Source organism: Nocardia cerradoensis NBRC 101014 (genome assembly GCF_000308535.1).
Classification (GTDB): domain Bacteria; phylum Actinomycetota; class Actinomycetes; order Mycobacteriales; family Mycobacteriaceae; genus Nocardia; species Nocardia cerradoensis.
The window spans coordinates 1-20,131 of sequence record NZ_BAFW01000136.1 but is presented as its reverse complement, the minus strand read 5'-3'; the positions used below and the strand labels follow the sequence as shown (position 1 = coordinate 20,131).

Genomic DNA, 20,131 nt, shown 5'->3' with positions numbered 1-20,131 from the left:
GCAGGCGATCTACGCCTTCCGCGGCGCCGAGGTCCTCAGCTACCTCGATGCCGTCGCCCACGCCGGCACGCGCCGCGAACTCGATACCAACCGCCGCAGCGACGCCGGTCTGCTGGCGGCGCTGCACCACATGCTGGGTGGCGCCGCCCTGGGCCATGCGCAGATCACGGTGCCGCAGGTCACGGCGGTGCGGCCGCACAGCCGGCTCACCGGACCCGACGGCGCGGTGGTTCCCTTGCGGCTCAGGTGTTTTCCCCGCCAGGGCGCCGGTGCGTTGAACGGCAGCGGGTTCCCGGTGGTGGGCCGCCAGCGCGATCGGGTGGCCACCGACCTCGCCGCCGACATCGTCCGCACCCTGGAGTCCGGGGCCCGGTTCGGCGACCGCCCGCTGGGGCCCGGCGATATCGCCGTGCTGGTCCGCACCCGCGCACAGATCGACCTGGTGCGCGCGGAACTCGACCGCGCCGGTGTCGCGTCCGTACTCGCCGGTGGCGCCAGCGTTTTCGCCACCCGCAGTGCCACCGACTGGCTGTGGGTGCTGCGCGCGCTGGAACAACCGCACCGCGGTGACCGGGTGCGGCTGGCGGCCACCACCCCGCTGCTCGGACTGTCCGCGGCCGATATCGACGCCGGTGGCGCGGATCTGGTGGGCCGGCTCAGCACCCAGCTGCGCGACGCGGCCCGGCTGTTCGCGCGTTCCGGTTTCGCGGCCGTGTTCGACCGGCTGTCCGCCCAGGCTCAGCCCGCGCCGCGACTGCTGGCCCAGAGCGGCGGCGAACGGCGCCTGACCGATCTGCGGCATATCGCGCAACTGCTCGACGAGGTCGCCGCGCGGGAATCGCTCGGGCTCACCGCGCTGACCCGCTGGCTGGCCGACCGGGTGCGCGATCCGGCCTCGGGCGCGGTCGCGGGACGCAGCCGCCGCCTCGACCGCGATGCCGCCGCGGTGCAGATCGCCACCGTGCACGCCAGTAAGGGCCTGGAATTTCCCGTCGTCTATCTGCCTTTCGCGTGGGACGGCGCGAAGAACCCCAATCCGTCGACGCTGCTGTTCCACGACGGCGACGAGCGGGTCCTGGACGTCGGCGGCCCCGAGGCGCCCGGTTACGCCGATCACCGCCGTCGCTGTGAGGCCGAGGAAGCGGGGGAGGAGCTGCGGCTGCTGTACGTCGCGGTGACCCGGGCGCAGTGCCAGGTGGTGGCCTGGTGGGCGCCGGCCTACGGTACCGCCGCCGCGCCGCTGCACCGGATGATCCTGGGCCGCGACCCCGGCAGCGCCGAGGTGCCGGCCCGCAGTGAGGTGCCCGCGGATCCGATCGTGCTGCAGCAGTTGCGCGAATGGGCCGCGGCCGCCGGTCCCGGCCTGATCGAGATCGAGCCCGTCCGCGCGGCGGTCGAGGCGCAGCTGCGCACCGAACGCGGCCACACCGGCGACAAGGCACTCGAGGCCGCGCGGTTCACCCGCTCCGTCGATCACGACTGGCGCCGTACGTCGTACTCGGCGCTCACCGCCTCGGCACACGAAACTGGCCATGGCGCAACTGATTTCGTGACGCCGGATACCGTCGAGGGCGGCACCGACGAGCCGCTGTCGCCGGCGCCGGAACTCGGTCCCGGCCTCGGGGCCGGGGACGAATTCGCCGGTGCGGCACCGTCGTTGATGAACGAGCTGCCCTATGGGGCCGAATTCGGCACGCTGGTGCACGGCGTGCTGGAGCTGGTCGACACCGATGCGCCGGATCTGGCCGCCGAGGTCCGGTTGCGCTGCGAACAGGCCGTCGAGCAACTCATGGCCGATATCGATCCTGGTGAACTCGCCCGCGCGCTGGTCGCGGTGCTGCGTACACCGTGCGATCCGGTCGCGCCGGCCGACATCCGGTCGCGGGATCGGTTGAACGAACTGGAATTCGAACTGCCGCTCGCCGGTGGTGACGATCCGGTGGCGCAGCGGGTGACCGTGCGGCGCATCGGGGCCCTGCTGCGGAAGCATCTGCGGTCCGACGATCCGTTCGCCGGCTACGCCGATGCCCTCGACCTGCTCGACGACGTTCCGTTGCGCGGATATCTGACCGGAAGTATCGACGCGGTGCTGCGGATCGACGGCCCCCGCTTCCTCGTCGTCGACTACAAGACCAACCGGCTCGGCACCGGTGAGCTGACCGTCGCGCACTATCGGCGCGACCGCATGGCCGAGGAAATGACGCGCTCGCACTATCCGCTGCAGGCGCTGCTGTATTCGGCGGCGCTGCACCGCTATCTGCGCTGGCGCCTGCCCGACTACGACCCGGCTCGCCACCTCGGTGGGGTGCGCTATCTGTTCGTGCGCGGCATGATCGGCCCCGCCACCCCACCCGGCCACGGCGTCTTCGACTGGAACCCACCGGCCGAACTGATCGTGGCGTTGTCGGATCTGCTGGCCGGCCAGGAGGGCCGATGACGCCGATCGCTGTGGCGCAGCGTGCCACCGGCCTGCTGCGAACCTTCAACACCGCCGGAGTGCTGTCGGCGGCCGATGTGCACGTGGCGTTGCGGCTGGGCAGGCTCGGCGGTGAATCCGGGGAGCAGGTGCTGCTGGCCGCCGCGCTCGCGGTGCGTGCGGTGCGGTCGGGATCGGTGTGCCTGGAATTGCGGCGCATGCACGAAATCGGTGTCGACGGTGAGGGTTTCGACCTCGGCGAGACGGAGCCGATCGATCCCGCTCTGCTGCCCTGGCCGGACGTCGACAGCCTGTGCGAGCAGTTGCGCGTGAGCCCACTGGTGTGCGGCAGCCCGGCCGGGCCGCTGTGCCCGCTGCGGCTGGTCGACTCCGAGGGCGGGCCGCTGCTGTATCTGGACCGCTACTACCGGCAGGAGCAGACGATCCGCGAGGTACTCGCGGACCGGGCGCACGGGCATCCGCTCGTCGACCCGGACACCGTGCGCCGGGAACTGGACCGGCTGTTTCCCGGCACGGGCGGGCCCGGCGCCGCCCCGGACCGGCAGCGCATCGCCGCCGCCGTCGCCGCCACCAGCTGGACCACGGTGGTCGCCGGTGGGCCCGGTACCGGTAAGACCCACACCATCGCTCGCATCCTGGCTCTGCTGGTCGCTCATCAGCGAGCGGTCTCCGACACCGCGCCGCTGCGTATCGCGCTGGCCGCGCCGACCGGCAAAGCCGCTGCGCGCCTGCAGGAATCGGTGCGTGAACAGGCCGGCGATCTCGACCTGCCGGAACTGACCGCGGCCACCGTGCACCGGCTGCTGGGCTGGCAGCGCGGCGGCACCACCCGCTTCCGTCATCACGCCCACAACCGGCTGCCCTACGACGTCATCGTCGTCGACGAAACCTCCATGGTGTCGCTGACCATGATGAGCAGGCTGCTGCCGGCCGTGCGCCCGGACGCCCGGCTCGTCCTCGTCGGCGACCCGGACCAGCTCGCCTCCGTCGATGCCGGTGCCGTCCTCGCCGATCTGGTCGCGGGACCGGTGGCCGGGCCGCCGAATCCGATCCTCGAGCGGATCCTCGACACCGGTTCCGGCCCGGTGGCCGGTGCCGAAGACCTCAGTGAGCGGGAACGAAACCGATTGCGCGGCGGCATGATTCGCCTGACCCGGGGCCGACGGTTCGGTGGCCGGATCGCCGATCTGGCGGTCGCGGTGCGCGCCGGCGACGCCGAGACGGCGCTCGCGCTGCTGCACGACGGCGGTGCGGAACTGTCCCTGCACGAACCCGACGACATCGCCGATGTGCGTGCCGACGTGGTGCGCGCCGCCCGCGAATCCACCACCGCCGCCGAGACCGGGGACGCCGCGGCCGCGCTGCGCGCGATGGAATCGCATCGCCTGCTGTGCGCGCACCGGCAGGGGCCGTTCGGTGTCGAACGGTGGGACCGGATGGCGGGCGGCTGGGTCGCCGCGGCCGGGATCGGCACGGAATCCATTGCCGGACAGTGGTTTCCCGGTCAACCGTTGCTGGTGACCGCCAACGACCACGAGGCCCGCATCTACAACGGCGACACCGGTGTCATCGTGCGGTCCGCCGACGGTGGCCTGCGCGCGGCGCTGCAGCGTGGCAGCGAGCCGTATCTGGTGCATCCCACCCAATTCCCGGGCGTCACCACGGTGTACGCGATGACCATCCACCGGAGCCAGGGCAGTCAGTACGGTGCGGTGACGATCGTGCTGCCCGGCCCGGAGTCGACGCTGCTGACCCGTGAACTGCTCTATACCGCGATCACTCGCGCCCGGCAGCGGGTGCGCATCATCGGTACGGCCGAGGCGCTGGAGGCCGGAATCTCGCGGCGGGTGCTGCGGGCGAGCGGGCTGCGCGGCTGATCCGCGGCGTTGTGGCGGGGGTCAGCCCTGCACGGGCAGGAAGATGCCCGGAATCGTCAGGGCGAGTTCGACATCCTCGCGCCGGCCGAGGGTGACCAGCACCGTGCGGATCATCGTCAGCCGGGCCTCGGCGACCGCCTCGGGATCCGGATCCGCGCCCGGTGCGGTGGCCAGCGATACCTGGTAGACCACGAATGCGCAGACCTGCAGGGCGGTGTCGAGGTCCAGCGGTGCGGGCAACTGCCGGCCCAGCACGGCGAACTTCTCCCGCACCAGCGCGCGGATGTCGTCGAAGGCCTGTTCCCGGTACGCCGAGACCGGTGAGGCCGGATCGTGCAGTTCCGCGAACACCGGGCGCAGCATCGGTCCGTGCCCCCGGGCCCAGTCCAGGTAGGCGTCGATGATGCCGATGCCGAGCGCCACCGGCTCCTCGGACTCCTCCAGGGCCCGGCGGATACCGCCCACCAGGCCCTCGTTGGACTGCGTGAGGACTACGTCGAGCGGGGCGGTGGCGTTGGCGAAATAGCGGTAGAAGGTGGGCCGCGAGATCCCGGCCTGTTCGATGATGCGCGCGACACTCAGTCCGCGCGAACCGGATTCGGTGAACACCGCGGCGGTGGCGGCGACGATGCGGGAGCGCACCTCGTCGGCCTGTGCGGGCGTCTGCGGCGGCCGGCCCCGGCGAGCGGCGCCGTTGTGAGTGGTGACCACCCCGTCCTGCGGCATCCGTGGTACCTCCCTGATCGGTTGTGCGGACTTGACATGGCCCGGCATCGCCCCATTAATCTAACATCGGTGTTAATCTAACACTGGTGTTCAACAAATTGTTGGGCGCCTGCCGACCGAGAGGGCCGACAATGACGACCGCCCCAGACCTCGCCGCCGCTCCGGCCCTGCCGCAGGAGCTGGTGGACCGCCTGCTCGCGCACGCCACCGCGGGTGGCGCTCCCTCGGTGGCGGTTCACGCCCCGGCCACCGGCGCGAAGATCGCCGATCTGCCGCAGTCGTCCACCGCCGATATCGAGTCCGCCTTCGCGACCGCCCGCAGCGCCCAGCAGCAGTGGGCGCGGGTTCCGGTGCGCGAACGCGTGGCGGTGCTGCGCCGCTTCCACGACCTGGTCCTGGCCGAACAGGACACCATCCTCGACATCGTCCAGACCGAGGCCGGCAAGTCGCGCGTGCACGCCTTCGACGAGGTCGGGGATGTGGCGGTCAACGCTCGCTACTACGCGGCCGCGGCCGAACGGCTGCTCGCCGCACGCACCCCGCGCGGTGTGCTGCCGGTGCTCACCAAGGTCGAGGTCCGCAACCGGCCCAAGGGTGTGGTCGCGGTGATCTCGCCGTGGAACTACCCCTTGGCGCTGGCCGTGTCCGACGCGCTGCCCGCGCTGATGGCCGGGAACGCGGTCGTCGCGCGACCGGACAACCAGACCGCGCTCACCGCACTGTGGGCGATCGACGCCGCCGGACGCGCCGGCCTGCCCGCGGGGCTGTGGCAGGCGGTGCTGGGCCGCGGCTCGGTGATCGGCGGTGAGGTGATCGCGCGCGCCGACTACGTCGACTACACCGGTTCCAGCGCCACCGGCCGCACCATCGCCCGGCAGGCGGGAGAGCGGCTGATCGGTTACTCGCTCGAACTGGGCGGCAAGAATCCGCTGCTGGTGCTGGCCGACGCCGATGTGAGCGCGGCCGCCAAGATCGCGGTGCGCGCCTGTTTCGCCTCGGCCGGGCAACTGTGCGAATCCATCGAGCGCATCTATGTGCACGACCGCGTCTACGATCGATTCGTCAGCGAATTCACCTCCGCCACACAGGCTTTGCGGCTCGGTTCGGCGCTCGACTACTCCTACGAGATGGGCTCGCTGACCTTCCCGCGCCAGCTCGACACGGTCACCGAACACGTCCAGGACGCCGTCGCCAAGGGCGCGACCGTGCTGGCCGGCGGCCGCGCGCGACCCGACCTGGGCCCGTACTTCTACGAGCCGACCGTCCTGGCCGGGGTGCGACCGGGGATGACCGTCCACCGCGAGGAGACCTTCGGCCCGGTCGTCTCGATCTACCGCGTCCACAGCGACGACGAGGCCGTCGAGCAGGCCAACGACACCGCCTACGGTCTCAACGCCAGTGTGTGGAGCCGCGATACCGGACGCGCTCGCGAGATCGCCGCCCGCATCCACGCCGGATCGGTGAACGTGAACGAGGGCTTCATCGCCGCGTGGGGCAGTGTCGCGGCCCCCTCGGGCGGGCTCGGCATCTCCGGCAGCGGCCGCCGCCACGGCCCGGAGGGGCTGCTCAAATACGTCGACACCCAGACCATCGCCGTCCAGCGCGCACTGCCGATCGCGCCGCTGCCGGGCATGTCGGAAGCACTGTGGGCGAAGACCATGACGCTCTACTTCGGCGTGATGAAGGCGTTGCGGCAGAAATGATCTCGCCCGCTCGGGCACATCGGGAAAGGGAACGAATATGGATACGGTCGCGGGCAAGCGGGTACTGATCACCGGCGCGGCGATGGGCCTGGGCAAATCCTTCGCCCAGCGGGCGGTGCGCGAACAGGCCGCCGACGTGGTGCTGTGGGATGTCAACGAGACCGCGCTGAAGCAGACCGCGGCCGAACTGTCCTCCGGAGCGGTGAGCCGGGTGCACCACTACGTGGTCGACGTCTCCGACCAGCAGTCGATCATCGAGGCCGGCGCCGCGGTGCGCTCGGAGGTCGGCGATATCGACGTGCTGGTCAACAACGCCGGAATCGTGCGCGGCAACGGCTATTTCTGGGAAACCGAGAACCGCGCCGACATCGACAAGACGATGGCGATCAATTCCCTGGCGCCCATGTACGTCGCGCTGGAATTCCTGCCCGCGATGGTCGACCGCAAGACCCCGGCGCGGGTGCTGAACATCGCCTCCTCGGCGGCGCTGGTGGCCAATCCCCGCATGAGCGTCTACGCCGCGTCCAAGTGGGCGGCGCTGGGCTGGTCGGATTCGGTGCGCCTGGAACTCGAGCAGTCCGGCAACGAGCACGTCAAGGTCACCACGGTGTGCCCGACCTACATCAACACCGGAATGTTCGACGGCGCCAAGGGTTTCTGGTTCACGCCGATCCTGGAGCAGGAAGAGGTCGTCGATACCGCGTGGCGGGAGATGAAGAACGGTGCGGCGCTGGTCGTGCTGCCGTGGACCTCCCGGCTCAACCGCGCCATCTCCGGTCTGCTGCCGCTGAGGGTGCGCGACTACTACCTGAACAAGGTGGGCGTCTATCACTCGATGGACGAATTCACCGGCCGCAAGTCCTGAGGCTCGGTCGATTCCAGCGGCTCGGCCGATTCACGAGGCTTCGCCGGACCGGTCGCGCCACGGCAGCGTGACCGGTTCGGATGGAATCCGGCCCGCCAGCAGATCGCCGAGAAGCCCGGCGAGACCGAGCGGGTACACCTCCTGATCGGTGCTCGCGAGCTCATCGACACTCCACCAGCGGAATTCGTCGATGGCGGTGCTTTCGTAGGTCAGCAGGCCGCTCGTGTCCAGGTCGGCGCCGGCGGTGGGCAGCCGGTAGAAGAAATAGTCCTCGCGGAACAGCCCCGACAGCCATCCGGGAATCTCGAGATGCCCGGCCGCCACCGCGACCTGCGGTCCGAGATCGGCTGCGGTGACCCGTAATCCGGTCTCCTCGCCCAATTCCCGCGCCGCGGCCTCCGCCGGCGACTCGGCCGCATCGATGCCGCCGCCGGGGGTGATCCAGTACAGCGGATCCAGCGTGCCGCGATAGGCGATGAGCAGAATCCGGTCCTCGGCGTCGGCGAGGATCACCCGTCCCGACCTGCGCACGTATCGCTGCTCCACAAGGCCTCATGCTAGCGGCCGCGGCGAATCCGTTTGTGCCATACTCGGCGCGGCGGAATGCGCCGAGGGAGGACGGAAGTACGCATGGGCCTGATGGACAAGATCCGCGGTGAATTCGTCGACATCATCGAATGGCTCGACGATACGAATTCCACGCTGGCGTGGCGATTCCCGCGCTACGACAACGAGATCAAGAACGGCGCCGAACTGATCGTGCGCGAGGGCCAGCAGGCCGTCTTCGTCTACCGGGGGCAGCTGGCCGACCGCTACGAGCCCGGCCATTACGCGCTGACCACGGAGAACATGCCGATCATGTCCACCCTGCAGGGGTGGAAGCACGGGTTCAACAGCCCGTTCCGGTCGGAGGTGTATTTCGTCAACACCCGGCCGGTCACCGATTTCCGCTGGGGCACACCACAACCGGTGACGGTGCGCGATCCCGACTTCCGCATGGTGCAGGTGCGCGCCAACGGCACCACCATCGTCAAGGTGGTCGACCCGGCCGTCTTCCTGCGCCAGGTGATCGGCACCGAGAGCGTCGTCGACATGGAGCAGATCACCGATCTGCTGCGGCGCACCGTCGCGCTGGCCTTCTCGGATATGGTGCTCGCCACCGGTCTCGGCGCGATCGATCTGCAGGGCCGCCAGGTCGAATTGTCCGACAAGCTACGCGAATTCGTGGCGCAGCGGGTGGCCTCGTTCGGACTCGGCGTCGACGCGGTCACCATGACCATCTCGCTGCCGGAGGAGATCCAGCAGGCGATGACGCGCGGTGTGGCCCGTGGCGTCGAGGCCGGCGGATTCGCCGACAACGTCCGCGATCCGAACCGATACCAGCAGGTGCAGGCGGCCGACGCGATGCTCGCGGCCGCACAGAATCCCGGCGGCGGCGCGATGGGCGCGGCGATGCAGGCCGGGATGGGCGTGGCCCTGGGCGGGCAGATGGCAGGCGCGATGCAGGGCTCGTTCGCCCAGCCCGCCCCCGGGTATGCCCAGCCGGGTTACGGGCAGCAGCCGCCGCCGCTTCCGGTGCAGCAGCAGTTCCACATCGACCTCGACGGGCAGGCCGCGGGTCCGTTCCCGGTGGATCAGCTGCGCCAGTTCGTCGCCGCCGGACGCCTCACCCCGCAGACCAACGTCTGGACCACCGGCATGTCCGCGTGGGCCGCCGCCTCGACCGTCCCCGCGCTGCAGTCGTTGTTCGGCGGTCCGCCGCCGCTGCCCGGCACCCCGCCCCCGCCGCCTCCCGCCGGCTAGCCGCACACCAGCCGAACCGGGGGACCGATGAACAACCCACGCCCACAACCGAACCCGTCTCCGGTGCCGCCACCGCCCCCGGGCAGCCATGGCGAACCCGAGGGTATGACGCCGCCTCCGCTGCGGCCGCCCGCGCTCGATGGTTATCGCGACGCCGAAGGAGTGCCTCCGTGGCGCCCACCTGCGCTGGGCGGCTATCACGAGCCGGCGAGCATGCCCCGGTCTCCGATGCCGCCACCTGCGCCCGATGGTTATCGCGAGGCGGCGGGGATGCCTCCGCTGCGCCCACCTGCGCCAGGTGGCAATCGCGAACCGGGGGGTATGCCCCCGTCACCCGTGCCGGGCGGTGGTTACCGCATGCGGGACGGCACGACGCCGCCACCGCCGGCGGCCACGACGCCGTTCGGCGCGCCGCCTGCCACGCCACCACTCGGCTCGACGCCTGGCGCAACGGCACTCGGTCCGCCGCCTGCCGCGCGGCCGGGTGGCCCGCAGCCAGGCATGACGCCGCTCGGTCGCGGGAACGACCTATCCGGCGGCTTCGAGGAGGGGTCGCCACCTCCGATGGCGCCGCAGAATTCCGCAGATCCGGCGATGTTGCACCGGACCGAACTGACGCGTACCTACCCCTGTGCGGCCTGTGGCGGCCAGCTGGTGTTCGATATCGCCTCGCAGCGGTTGCGGTGTCCCAGTTGCGGAAACTACTCGCCGCTGTCGGCGCCGCCGGCGCCGGTCGTCGCGCGGGATCTGCGGCAGGCGATGGGGGAGTTGCGTGCGCTGCAGGCCGTGACCGCGGGGCCGGAGGTCACCGGGGAACGTGAGGTGAAGTGCCAGAATTGCGGTGGCACAACCACATTCGTCGGCAGTCTGACCGCGACCCGCTGCCCCTACTGTGCGACGCCGATCCAGCGCGACGACGTGCACAATGCTCCCGCCCGGTTGCCGGTGGACGGTGTCGTCCCGTTCCGCATCGACGAGAAGACCGCGCGCGAACGGGTCGAGAAGTGGGTCTCCGGGCGGTGGTTCGCGCCGACCGCGTTCAAGAAGTACAAGCGGCTCGGTTCGCTGGCCAGCGTCTACCACGCCTATTTCACCTACGACGCCGACGTGCACACGTGGTATCGCGGTGAACGGGGCGAGGAGTACACCGAACGGTACTGGGACGACGGAGAGCTGAAGAGCCGCACCGAAATTCGCTGGTATCCGGCGATGGGGGAGGTCGGCAACCGGTTCGACGATCTGCCGATCCTCGCCAACGACATCGACGACAGCGCGCGCGTGGCCGAACTCGAGCCCTGGCCGGTCGCAGACGCCACCGGCTATTCGCCGGAGTATGTCGCCGGGCATCTGGCCCGCACCTACGATCGCGACGCCGAGCAGATGTTCCCGGTCGCGCGCACCCGGATGGAGAAGGTCATCGAGCAGACCGTGCGCGCGGACATCGGCGGCGACCGCCAGCGCGTGCACGATCTGCGGTCGAGCTGGAATTCGCTGGCGTACAAGCACATTCTGCTGCCGATCTGGCTGCTGACCGTGGTCTACGCGAACACCCCGTTCCGGGTCTACATCAACGGCCTGACCGGTGAGGTCGTCGGGCAACGACCGTGGAGCAAGGTCAAACTCGCCGCCTTCGTCACGGTCGTCACGCTGCTGATCATCGGCGCGGTCGTCGCCTTCTCGATGTGGCACGGCGGCGGAACCCATCATCACAGCACCGGCCACACCACCGTCGTCCATCACGGGAGCTGACATGCTCGTGCTACTACTGCTCGTGCTTGCCCTCCTGGTGATCGTGGGCGGGGCGGTCGCGGTCGGCGCGGTGGCCCTGGCGCATCAGCGGCGCCGTATCGCCGCCGAGAACCAGGTGGTACCGGGCACGGTCACCCGTGCCCCGGCCGCATGGGCGCGGTCGCACGACCCCGAGGCCCGCCTGCATCGCCGCCTGCGCGATGCGATGACGGCGTTGCGCGCGGTGACCGCGTACGACACGGCGGCAACGGTCACCCTCCGGGCCGATCTGGAGCAGTCGGCACTGGCTCTCGACGATCACCTGGTCGCGATCTCGATGCTGCATCCCGACGCGCGGACCGCGCAGCGGGCACAGGCCGAACGTGCGGTCGCGGCGGTCGAGGCCGGTGTCGCCGAGTATGCGACGGCGGCAACCCGACCGGATCTCGGTGCGCTCGAGGCGGATCTGGCGGGGGTGCGGGCGCGGTTGCGCACGGCCGACGATCTCCGCCGCGGCATCGGCAACTAGCTCCCGCCGCTCAGCCGGCGTGTGTTCTGGTTCCGCACACCACGGTCGCGCCGTAGTCGGACGATTCCGCGATCGCGGGCCGCAGCCCCGCTGCCGCGACGATCGCGGTCGCGGTGTCCATCTGGGCGGTGCCGATCTCGACCAGCATCCAGCCGCCGACCGTCAGCCACCGCCCGGCGGCATCGGCGACGCGGCGCAGCACGTCGAGTCCGTCCTCGCCACCGTCGAGGGCGGTGCGGGGTTCGTGGTCGCGGGCTTCCGGGGGCATCCGGGCGATCATCGCCGTCGGCACATACGGGGTGTTGGCCAGCAGCAGATCCACGCGTCCGACCAGTTCGCCGGGCAGGGCGGCGAACAGGTCGCCCTGGAACACCTGGGCGCCCAGTGGTTCCAGATTGCGCCGCGCACACGCCACCGCGACGGTGTCGATATCGGCGGCGACCAGTTCGACGTCCACTCCACCGGTGCGCAGTGCGGTCGTCGCCGCCAGGCCCAATGCGCCGGAGCCACAACACATGTCGACCACGGTGCGCCGATCTCCCGGCCGGGCCGCGGTGCGTTCGAGCGCCTCGTCGATGAGGAATGCGGTGCGTTGGCGCGGCACGAAGACGCCGGGGTCGAGCGCCACCCGGACGCCGCGAAAGTCGGCCCAGCCCACCAGATATTCGAGCGGTATGCCGTCGATGCGGCGGGCGACGAGTGCGGCGAGCTCGCCGGATGAGGAGGCGGCCTGCCGGAGCAAGGCCGCTTCCTCCTCGGCGAAGACGCATCCGGCGCGGCGCAGATCCGCCACGATCGCGTCGGTGCCGGATTCTTCGGATTCGGGGTCGATCACCCCATCATTGTCGGCACGGCGTCAACCACGATTTTCCCTGCGGGACCTGCGCTAGCGGGACGACGGCAGCAGGAAGGTGCGGGTCGCGTCGAGATAGATGCCGCGCTGAGCGGTCTTGCTCGGCGGCGGCAGCTGCGACACCAGCTGGTCGAGCGAGGTCATCGCCCCGACCACGCGGGTGCCGGCGACGATGAAATCGGCCACCGCGCGGCGGATGTGATTCGGTGAAGTCACCACGACCGCACTGGTCGCGCCGGCGTCTCGCAGCATCTGGGTGCTGAACAGGGCGTTCTGCACGGTCGAATTGGCGCGGTCCTCGACCAGCACGCGGGAGGCCGGAATGCCGTGGCCGATCAACCAGCCCGCCATCGCGGCCGCCTCCGGCACGCCGTTCTGCGGGTTGCCGCCGGTCACCACGATCGGCGACGTCGGCGCCGCGATCGCCTGCAACCACGCGGCGGTGAGCCGGTTGACCAGTTCGGGGCGCAGACTGCCGTCGGGCAGCAGCCCGTAACCGAGCACCACGATGCCGGTCTGCGGGCCGACCAGCGCCGGCAGCGGATTGGGGAGGGTGCCCACGGCCGCGCCGATGGCGCCGATGAGATTGCGGGCCCCCTGGGCCATGCCGGGGTCGATGGCCGCCAGCCGGTTGAACGCGGCCTCGCGCGTGATCAGATCGCCGGTGTAGTCCGACCAGATGCCCTGCAGGGCCAGCGCCTGCGCGTCGTCGGGGGTGTTGTCCAGCAGCGAGCGCAGATCGGCGAGACCTGCCGCGTCGTTGCCGTTGACGAAGTTCTCCTGCGCGGAGTTGTACAGCGGCGCGGGTCCGTCGGCGGCCGTGGCCGTCGTGGTGAGCGGTCCGGCCAGCAGCGCGGCCGCCGAGGCCGCGACGAGAAGATGTTTTATACGTCTGGCGATGTTCACTGCAGTTGTCACCTTTCCGGGCGAGCGGGATCCCGCGTGGGTGGGTGGGGCGTGGGCACAGCCGTGCCCACCATACGACCCGAATCGGTGAGGGCCCCGGATTTGCCCCCGCTCGAGTCGGCATTCGCGGGGGTGGCGGCGGCCGTCGGCGCTGGTGTGCGGCCCGATAGGGTTGCCGGGTGGACACCCTATCGCTGACCGGCAAACAACTCGCCGCCGACCTCAATGCCGAGACCAAGAACCGCGCCGCCGCACTGGCCGAAGCCGGGGCCGCCCCCCGCCTGGTGCTGGTGGTGGCCAACGACGATCCGGCCAGCGGGTGGTACGTCAACTCGTTGCAGCGCGCGGCCGGACGCCTCGGAATCGATTGTGAGACAATCGATCTCGGTGCGCAGGCGAGTGCTGCGGAGATCCGCGACGCGCTGGCGAAGCTCAGTGAGGATCCGGCGGTGCACGCGGTGATGTTGCAGACTCCGCTGCCCGCCGGTGTGGAACTCAACGATGTCAGCTCGGCCATCGCCGCGGCCAAGGACGTCGACGGTGTCAGCCCGCTGTCGCTGGGACTGCTCGCCGCGGGACTGCCGGTATTCCCGCCGGCCACCTCACAAGCGGTGGTGGAGCTGGCCAAGCATCACGACATCGCGCTGTCGGGCCGGCATGTCGCGGTCGTCGGCCGGTCGAACGTGGTCGGCAAACCTTTGGCACAGCTGCTGCTGGCCGAGAATGCGACGGTGACGGTGTGCCATTCGCGGACCACCGACCTGCCGGCGGTCACCTCGGCCGCCGATATCGTGGTCGCGGCGGCCGGGCGGGCCGGACTGATCGGTGGTGATCACGTGCGCGAGGGCGCGGTGGTCATCGACGTGGGGACCAACGAGGGCCCCGACGGCGGCATCGTCGGCGATGTCGACGCCGCCTCGGTGGAAGGCCGGGCAGCGGCACTGAGTCCGGTGCCCGGCGGTGTCGGACCGGTCACCACCGCGCTGCTGATGCGGCACGTGGTGGAGGCGGCCGAAGCGACGCGCTGATCACCAGTGGGTGGTCACCGGATCGCCCACACTCACGTTGTCGTAGTACCACTCGGCGTCGGCGGGCGCCAGGTTGATGCAGCCGTGGCTGACATTGGAGTTACCCTGCTGGCCGACCGACCACGGCGCCGAGTGCACGAAGACGCCGCCCGAGGTGAGCCGTTCGGCGAATTCGCCGGTCAGGTAGTAGCCCTCCGGGTCGTCGAGCGGAATGCCGATGGTGCGCGAGTCGAAGATGATGGTGCGGTCCTTCTCCATCACGGGGAAGGTGCCGACCGGGGTCTCGCGCCCGGGCTTACCCATCGAGGCGGGCATGACCCGCGGCGCCTGGCCGGGAACGAACACGGTGAACGTGTGCGCCGACATGTCGGCATCGGCGCTGGTCCCGCCGTCGGTCCGGAATTCGGACCGGGCGTTGCCCGCGGTCACGGTGAATCGCGCATCGGCCGGCAGGTATCCGGTGGAGTTCCAGACCAGTTCCCTGTCGTTGGTCCAGGAGAACGTTCCGGCCTGGGCGCCGACGTGCACGGATCGTTCGGCGCGGGCGCGATCGGCGACGGGTGCGGTGAATCGGACGGTGATCGGATGGGCGATTCCGACGACGGCGCCGGTGCCCGGTGAAATCGAGGCCACGGATGTGGGCTGTGGTGTGGCCAGCACCGCTGCCGCGGTGCCCGTGGTGACTGCGGCCAGTACTGCGATGACTGTCGCCAGGAACACATGACGCATCATGTTCCTCATGGCTCCACCCCCTCAGGTGGTTTGCGTATCAGGACCTCGATCCTAGTTCCGGATGATCATGGTCGCCGGAATAGTTTTCGCTTCGTAACGACAGTTACGGTGTGGCAAACGAGGTTTAGCCGAGGGGTGTGGTAACGCGATCAGCCCACGACGGCAGCGAGGACGTCCGTGTGCAGCGCGTCCGCGCGGGCGAAGATCTCCTCGATGCGCTGCAGCGCGGGCGCGAACTCCTCGGCCTCGTGGTCGCCGAGCGAGCCGACGTTGATGGCGATATTCAACTGTGAACTGGCGGCGGCGGCGCGGGCGGCATCGGCGGCGGCGCCGATGTCGGTGACCACGTTCGGATTGCCGATCGGCAGCAGATCCGCGGCCAGCGAGAGCACCTCGTCGGCTTCGGCGACGACCGCGGCCGGCACGCGCGCGGCCTGCAGTAGTGCCGAGGCGATGGCCTCCTTGCGCGCCGCGATCTGCTCGTCGGTGTCCTTGGGCAGTTTGTAGGCCGCCCCGACCGCGGTGAAAGCGGTGGCATCGGCGTCGGCCAGGGCCAGTGCGCGCTCGCGAGCGGCGTCGGCCGCGGCGATGATCCGATCGATCGCCGGACGGTTGTCGGCATCCTTGGCGCGGGTGGTGTAGCGGGCCACCATCGCCACCAGGGCGGCTCCCTGGGCGGCATGCAGGGCCGCGACCGCACCGCCGCCGGGGGCGGGGATCTTGGCGGCGAGATCGTCCAGGTAGCGGCCGATCGTCGACTCTCCGAACGTCGTGGTGTCCGGCGACGATGCGGTGTCCTGAGACATGCTGCGGGGCCTCCCGTTTCGAGGAATCGGCGTGCGGTACGCCGATAACCGTACCGGGCCGCGCGACCGGTCATCGAGCGGGCCGCACCGCCCTGTCGCGGACGGCATGCGGGCGGTGTGCAGGATGGAACCCGAGGCCACCCCGGCCGCGATCGCGGATCGCGGTTTGTGACGGGTGGTGCAGTGCGATAACGTCACTGCAACTGGTTGCATATGAACGGAGTTGCATAAGATGCGGATCGGGTTGGGCATCAACTATGCGGGGGGTTTCAAGGAGGTCGCGGCCGAGGTCGCCGACCTGGAACAAGCCGGCCTGGACATCGTCTTCGTGCCCGAGGCCTACTCCTACGACGCGGTGAGCGGACTGGGCTATCTGGCGGCCAAGACCGAGCGGGTGCAGCTGGCCTCGGGCATTCTGCAGCTCTACACCCGCACGCCCACGCTGACCGCGATGACCGCGGCGGGTCTCGACTACGTCTCCGACGGCCGCTACGTCCTCGGCCTGGGCGCCTCGGGCCCGCAGGTCATCGAGGGGTTCCATGGCGTGCCCTACGACGCGCCGATCGGCCGCACCCGCGAGGTCGTGGAGATCTGCCGCAAGGTGTGGCGGCGCGAACGCCTGGAATACCAGGGCAAGTACTACACGATCCCGCTGCCCGCCGAACGCGGCACCGGCCTGGGTAAACCGCTGAAGCTGATCAACCACCCGGTGCGTGACCGCATCCCGGTGCTGCTGGCCGCGCTGGGCCCGAAGAACGTGCAGTTGGCCGCGGAACTGGCCGAAGGCTGGCAGCCGATCTTCTTCCTGCCGGAGAAGGCCCGCGACGTGTGGGGTGAGGCGCTGGCCGCCGGCACCGCGAAACGCGATCCGGAACTCGGCGCCCTCGACATCTACGCCGGACCGGCGCTGGCGATCGGCGACAACGTGGAGCCGCTGCGGGAGTTCGTCAAACCGCATCTGGCGCTCTACATCGGCGGTATGGGCGCCAAGAACAAGAACTTCTACCACTCGCTGGCCACGCAGTACGGGTACGGCGCCGAGGCCGACCGCATCCAGGAGCTGTATCTGGCCGGTAAGAAGGACGAGGCCGCCAAGGTCGTACCCGACGAGCTGGTGCGTGACATCTCGCTGATCGGTTCGGCGGGCTTCGTCAAGGAGCGGGTGGCGGCGTTCCGGGAGGCCGGTGTCACGGTGCTGAACGTGGTGCCGCTGGCCGCGACCGCGGGGGAACGGGTGAAGCTGATCGAACAGCTGCGCGAGCTGGTCTGATCGGTCCGGCCGGCAGCCCGCTCCCGGACTGCCGGCCGTCTGCGTTCAGCCCTGGTGCAGCGCCGCGAGCGCGGCGTCGAGGGTGGGATGCAGGGCGAATACCTGATCGAGATTGGTCAGCTTGAGCTGTCTGCTGGTGGCCGGGCCCTCGGCGACCAGGACGATGCGCGTCGCCGAGCCGGCCCGCTGATGGGCGGCCACCAGGGCGGCCATTCCGGCCGAGGCCAGGAAACTCACCTGCAACAGGTCGATGATCAGTGCCGCGGGTTTACCGCCGAGGGTCGCCTCGATCGCACTCTCCAGTGCGGGAGCGGTCGCCAGGTCGACCTCGCCGGCCACCGTGAGCACGGTCGCATCGTCGTGCACGCTGACCGAGGTGGTCATCGCGTCGGCGAGGGGATACGCGTCTCCGGAAGTATTGGTCACGGTTGTCAATCTACCTGCTGGGTACTCGTGGCTCTCTCCGGCCGGGCAATCACTTTCCGGCGCAAGAGGTTAACCGCCCGCCGCACGCGCGATCCGTCGCCCGCGCGCACCGGAGGAGGTGTCGCCACGGATTTCGCGGGTATCGCGAACTACAACCGGAGAGGCGGTTCGCTCGCGGGCGGAGCGAGTTCGCCCGATTCGATCGGTGCCCGGAGGAGTGGTTGGTCAGATGTCGCATATCGAGAACGGCCGAGCGCCGGAGACGGCGTCGGTGGCCGAATTGGTCGGCACGACCACGGAGCAATTGAGCCGGCTGGTTCGCGAAGAGGCGAAACTGGCGGTCGTCGAGGCGCAGGGCAAGGCCAAGCGGCTGGGAGCCGGTGCGGGGATGCTCGGCGCCGCCGCCGTGCTGGGGCTGGCCGTTCTCGGCGCCTTGGTCGCGGCCGCGATCACGGCCTTGGCACTGGTGCTGCCCGTATGGGCTTCCGCGTTGATCGTGGCCGCGGCGCTGGCCGTGGCCGCCGGCGTCCTCGGTCTCCTCGGGCGGACGAGCATCCGCAAGGGGAGTCCGCCGATACCCGAGCAGGCCGCCGCGAACGTCCGGGAAGACGTGGCCGTCATCAAGGAGAGGGCACAGCGATGAACATCCCTTCCGATCCGGAAGCATTGCGGTACGACCGCGACCTGACACGCGAGGAACTGGGCCGCACCGTGCAGGCGCTCAGCGACAAGCTCGACGTGCCCGGTCGCACCCGCGAGCGGCTGCACCGAGGTGCCCGATCCGCCCAGGACAATGCGGACCGCGCCGCGCAGGTGGTCAAGCAGATTCCGCTGCCGGCGATCGGCGTCACCGCGGCGGGAGCGCTCGCCGCGGTCTGGCTGGTGCGGCGCAAGCGGTCGTGACGGATCAGTTCGCGCCCGTGCCGGGTGGCTCACCGAGGGGCCAGCGCGCGTAGGTGCGTTCCGGCCGCACGGTGATCACATCGGTGACCTCGATGAGTTCGGCGGGCACGATGCCGCCGGGGAAGTGTTCGATGCTCGGCACGATCACCGCCTCGGCATCGTGGGTGATCGCCGCGCCGATCAGGAATTGCACCGGGTTGTCGGTGCGATCGCCGAAGGCGACCGTTTCCGAGAGCGTGTAGCCCAGACGTCTTGCCAGACAACGGATTTGCGCCGCGTCCCACTCCTGGTGCAGGCGTGAGACCTCCGTGCGCAGAAAGCCGAGTGCCAGAAAAGTCATGGCAGTCCTCCTCGCGTCGTCCGCAATCCGGAACCACCGCCGACGTGGTGTGCGTCCGCCGATCGGTTCCGCCGCTGTACCTCTCGCGGACAGACCCGCGAATACCTAGCAAACTCAGAAGGTATTTCCCGATCGTGAAAGCGGGCAAACCCCTGTCCGGGGGTTGACGCCTGCGTTCGTCCGGTGCGGTTTGCTGGGACCTGCCGGGTAATTCTCGACGTGAAGACCGGTTTTCCGTTGATCTTGCGAACGGCGGCGTCGCCCCGGGAGGGGTAGTGAGGTCATCTGCATCGCCGCATCGTGTCCGCTCCCCGGTGAAGCGAACACCCGCTGGCGACGGCGAGTGCGAGCGCGTTGCCGCGTGGAATGCCGCACCTTCTCGAATCGACCGCAGCACATTTACAGCTAACTGGTGGAAGCGGCGCCGGTGGAGGCGACAGCTGCCCGCCGGGTCAGATCTTGACGGCGTCGAACAGCGTGCGGGAGGAGTGAGCGACGAACGGCCCCTCCCGCCGGATCCGGTCGTCGAGTTCGCGCAGCCGGTCGCGATAGCGCTCGACGGTGAATCCGGGGACGAGCCAGATCACCTTGCGCAAGAGGTATACGACCGCTCCGATATCGAGGAATTCCATCCGCAGCCGTTCGTGGCGCAGATCGACGATCCGCAGCCCCGCGGCGCGCGCTGCGGCGGCTTCGTCGTCGTGGTGGCGGCGGCGCCGGGCCTCGGGTTGAGGTCCGAGGAAATATTCGATCAGTTCGAACACGCTCGCGGGTCCCACGTGCTGCGCGAAGTAGGTGCCGCCGGGCCGCAACACTCGGGCAATCTCGACCCACCGGACCACGACCGGATGCCGGCTGGTCACCAGATCGAAGGCGGCGTCGGCGAACGGGAGCGGTGCGTCGGCGGTGGTGGCGACCACCACGGCCCCGCGCGGATGCAAGCGCGCGGTCGCCGCGGCGGCGTTCGGCGCCCACGATTCGGTCGCCGCCATCGTCGGCGGGAACGTGTCGGCCTCGGCGAGCACCTCGCCACCGCCGGTCTCGAGGTCGAGTGCCGCCGTCGCGGTCGCCAGACGCGCGCTCATCGATCGCTGATAGCCCCACGACGGCCGCTGTTCGGTGGCCCGCCCGTTCAGCCACTCGAAACCCCAGCCGTCCACCGGTGCCGCCGCGGCGTCGCCGAGCAATTCCTCGAAAGT

20 protein-coding genes are annotated in these 20,131 nt (G+C 70.0%); 11 read left to right on the top strand and 9 right to left on the bottom strand.

What is annotated here, in order from left to right:
- Together ON23_RS14220 and recD are read left to right on the top strand one after the other, a co-directional pair.
- On the top strand, nt 1-2,437 hold a 2,437-nt coding region (locus ON23_RS14220), incomplete at its 5' end, for a 3'-5' exonuclease (RefSeq protein ID WP_039778698.1).
- Nucleotides 2,434-4,314 (top strand): exodeoxyribonuclease V subunit alpha, encoded by a 1,881-nt coding sequence (gene recD, locus ON23_RS14215; RefSeq protein ID WP_039778697.1) that lies wholly within the window; start codon nt 2,434-2,436, stop codon nt 4,312-4,314. The genes ON23_RS14220 and recD, both read left to right, overlap by 4 nt.
- A 21-nt stretch (nt 4,315-4,335) precedes the next feature.
- Here recD and ON23_RS14210 read toward each other — a convergent pair whose 3' ends face one another.
- Nucleotides 4,336-5,040 carry a TetR/AcrR family transcriptional regulator gene (locus ON23_RS14210; protein WP_051042688.1) on the bottom strand — a complete coding sequence of 235 codons (705 nt, stop codon included), beginning with the start codon at nt 5,038-5,040 and terminating at the stop codon, nt 4,336-4,338.
- 131 nt (nt 5,041-5,171) lie between these two features.
- Here ON23_RS14210 and ON23_RS14205 point away from each other — a divergent pair, with 131 nt between their 5' ends.
- Both ON23_RS14205 and ON23_RS14200 read left to right on the top strand, forming a co-directional pair.
- Nucleotides 5,172-6,743, top strand: a complete 1,572-nt coding sequence (locus ON23_RS14205) for a succinic semialdehyde dehydrogenase (protein ID WP_039778696.1) — start codon at nt 5,172-5,174, stop codon at nt 6,741-6,743.
- Nucleotides 6,744-6,780: 37 nt separating this feature from the next.
- On the top strand, nt 6,781-7,608 hold the full coding sequence (locus tag ON23_RS14200) for an SDR family NAD(P)-dependent oxidoreductase (RefSeq protein WP_039778695.1): 828 nt from the start codon (nt 6,781-6,783) through the stop codon (nt 7,606-7,608).
- Nucleotides 7,609-7,638: 30 nt separating this feature from the next.
- Here the strand turns inward: ON23_RS14200 and ON23_RS14195 are convergent, their stop codons facing one another.
- Complete coding sequence (locus ON23_RS14195) at nt 7,639-8,139, bottom strand: NUDIX domain-containing protein (RefSeq protein WP_210743219.1); 501 nt, start codon at nt 8,137-8,139, stop codon at nt 7,639-7,641.
- Nucleotides 8,140-8,238: 99 nt separating this feature from the next.
- On the opposite strand from ON23_RS14195, the gene ON23_RS14190 reads away from it, so the two are divergent.
- The 3 genes from ON23_RS14190 to ON23_RS37430 all read left to right on the top strand — a co-directional run bounded on the left by ON23_RS14190 (nt 8,239) and on the right by ON23_RS37430 (nt 11,668).
- Entirely contained in the window at nt 8,239-9,411 is a 1,173-nt protein-coding gene (locus ON23_RS14190) for an SPFH domain-containing protein (protein WP_039778692.1), read from the top strand.
- Nucleotides 9,412-9,975: 564 nt separating this feature from the next.
- Nucleotides 9,976-11,160 carry a TFIIB-type zinc ribbon-containing protein gene (locus tag ON23_RS14185; RefSeq protein ID WP_174376486.1) on the top strand — a complete coding sequence of 395 codons (1,185 nt, stop codon included), beginning with the start codon at nt 9,976-9,978 and terminating at the stop codon, nt 11,158-11,160.
- A 1-nt stretch (nt 11,161) separates the two neighbouring features.
- Complete coding sequence (locus ON23_RS37430) at nt 11,162-11,668, top strand: hypothetical protein (RefSeq protein ID WP_039778691.1); 507 nt, start codon at nt 11,162-11,164, stop codon at nt 11,666-11,668.
- 10 nt (nt 11,669-11,678) lie between these two features.
- Here ON23_RS37430 and ON23_RS14175 read toward each other — a convergent pair whose 3' ends face one another.
- Together ON23_RS14175 and ON23_RS14170 are read right to left on the bottom strand one after the other, a co-directional pair.
- Complete coding sequence (locus tag ON23_RS14175; protein ID WP_083903942.1) at nt 11,679-12,503, bottom strand: putative protein N(5)-glutamine methyltransferase; 825 nt, start codon at nt 12,501-12,503, stop codon at nt 11,679-11,681.
- A gap of 51 nt (nt 12,504-12,554) precedes the next feature.
- Nucleotides 12,555-13,427 (bottom strand): YdcF family protein, encoded by an 873-nt coding sequence (locus ON23_RS14170; protein ID WP_051042687.1) that lies wholly within the window; start codon nt 13,425-13,427, stop codon nt 12,555-12,557.
- Between the two features lie 179 nt (nt 13,428-13,606).
- Here ON23_RS14170 and ON23_RS14165 point away from each other — a divergent pair, with 179 nt between their 5' ends.
- Nucleotides 13,607-14,455, top strand: a complete 849-nt coding sequence (locus tag ON23_RS14165; RefSeq protein WP_039778690.1) for a bifunctional 5,10-methylenetetrahydrofolate dehydrogenase/5,10-methenyltetrahydrofolate cyclohydrolase — start codon at nt 13,607-13,609, stop codon at nt 14,453-14,455.
- Here ON23_RS14165 and ON23_RS14160 read toward each other — a convergent pair whose 3' ends face one another.
- Together ON23_RS14160 and ON23_RS14155 are read right to left on the bottom strand one after the other, a co-directional pair.
- Complete coding sequence (locus ON23_RS14160) at nt 14,456-15,196, bottom strand: L,D-transpeptidase (protein WP_039778689.1); 741 nt, start codon at nt 15,194-15,196, stop codon at nt 14,456-14,458.
- Between the two features lie 140 nt (nt 15,197-15,336).
- Nucleotides 15,337-15,993 (bottom strand): cyclodeaminase/cyclohydrolase family protein, encoded by a 657-nt coding sequence (locus ON23_RS14155; RefSeq protein WP_051042686.1) that lies wholly within the window; start codon nt 15,991-15,993, stop codon nt 15,337-15,339.
- 232 nt (nt 15,994-16,225) lie between these two features.
- Between ON23_RS14155 and ON23_RS14150 the strand changes: the two genes are divergently transcribed.
- Nucleotides 16,226-17,263 carry an LLM class F420-dependent oxidoreductase gene (locus ON23_RS14150; protein ID WP_039778688.1) on the top strand — a complete coding sequence of 346 codons (1,038 nt, stop codon included), beginning with the start codon at nt 16,226-16,228 and terminating at the stop codon, nt 17,261-17,263.
- 45 nt (nt 17,264-17,308) lie between these two features.
- Here the strand turns inward: ON23_RS14150 and ON23_RS14145 are convergent, their stop codons facing one another.
- Nucleotides 17,309-17,647, bottom strand: a complete 339-nt coding sequence (locus ON23_RS14145; protein WP_036501953.1) for an STAS domain-containing protein — start codon at nt 17,645-17,647, stop codon at nt 17,309-17,311.
- A gap of 271 nt (nt 17,648-17,918) precedes the next feature.
- Here ON23_RS14145 and ON23_RS14140 point away from each other — a divergent pair, with 271 nt between their 5' ends.
- Together ON23_RS14140 and ON23_RS14135 are read left to right on the top strand one after the other, a co-directional pair.
- The gene (locus ON23_RS14140) at nt 17,919-18,332 is read left to right on the top strand and encodes a phage holin family protein (RefSeq protein WP_039778687.1); all 414 of its coding nucleotides are present in this window, start codon (nt 17,919-17,921) and stop codon (nt 18,330-18,332) included.
- On the top strand, nt 18,329-18,592 hold the full coding sequence (locus ON23_RS14135) for a DUF3618 domain-containing protein (RefSeq protein WP_039778685.1): 264 nt from the start codon (nt 18,329-18,331) through the stop codon (nt 18,590-18,592). The genes ON23_RS14140 and ON23_RS14135 overlap by 4 nt, the downstream gene beginning before the upstream one ends.
- A 4-nt stretch (nt 18,593-18,596) precedes the next feature.
- Here ON23_RS14135 and ON23_RS14130 read toward each other — a convergent pair whose 3' ends face one another.
- Together ON23_RS14130 and ON23_RS14125 are read right to left on the bottom strand one after the other, a co-directional pair.
- On the bottom strand, nt 18,597-18,932 hold the full coding sequence (locus tag ON23_RS14130; RefSeq protein ID WP_039778684.1) for a hypothetical protein: 336 nt from the start codon (nt 18,930-18,932) through the stop codon (nt 18,597-18,599).
- Between the two features lie 452 nt (nt 18,933-19,384).
- A partial coding sequence (locus tag ON23_RS14125; protein ID WP_039778683.1) for a methyltransferase domain-containing protein occupies nt 19,385-20,131 on the bottom strand: 747 nt, incomplete at its 5' end.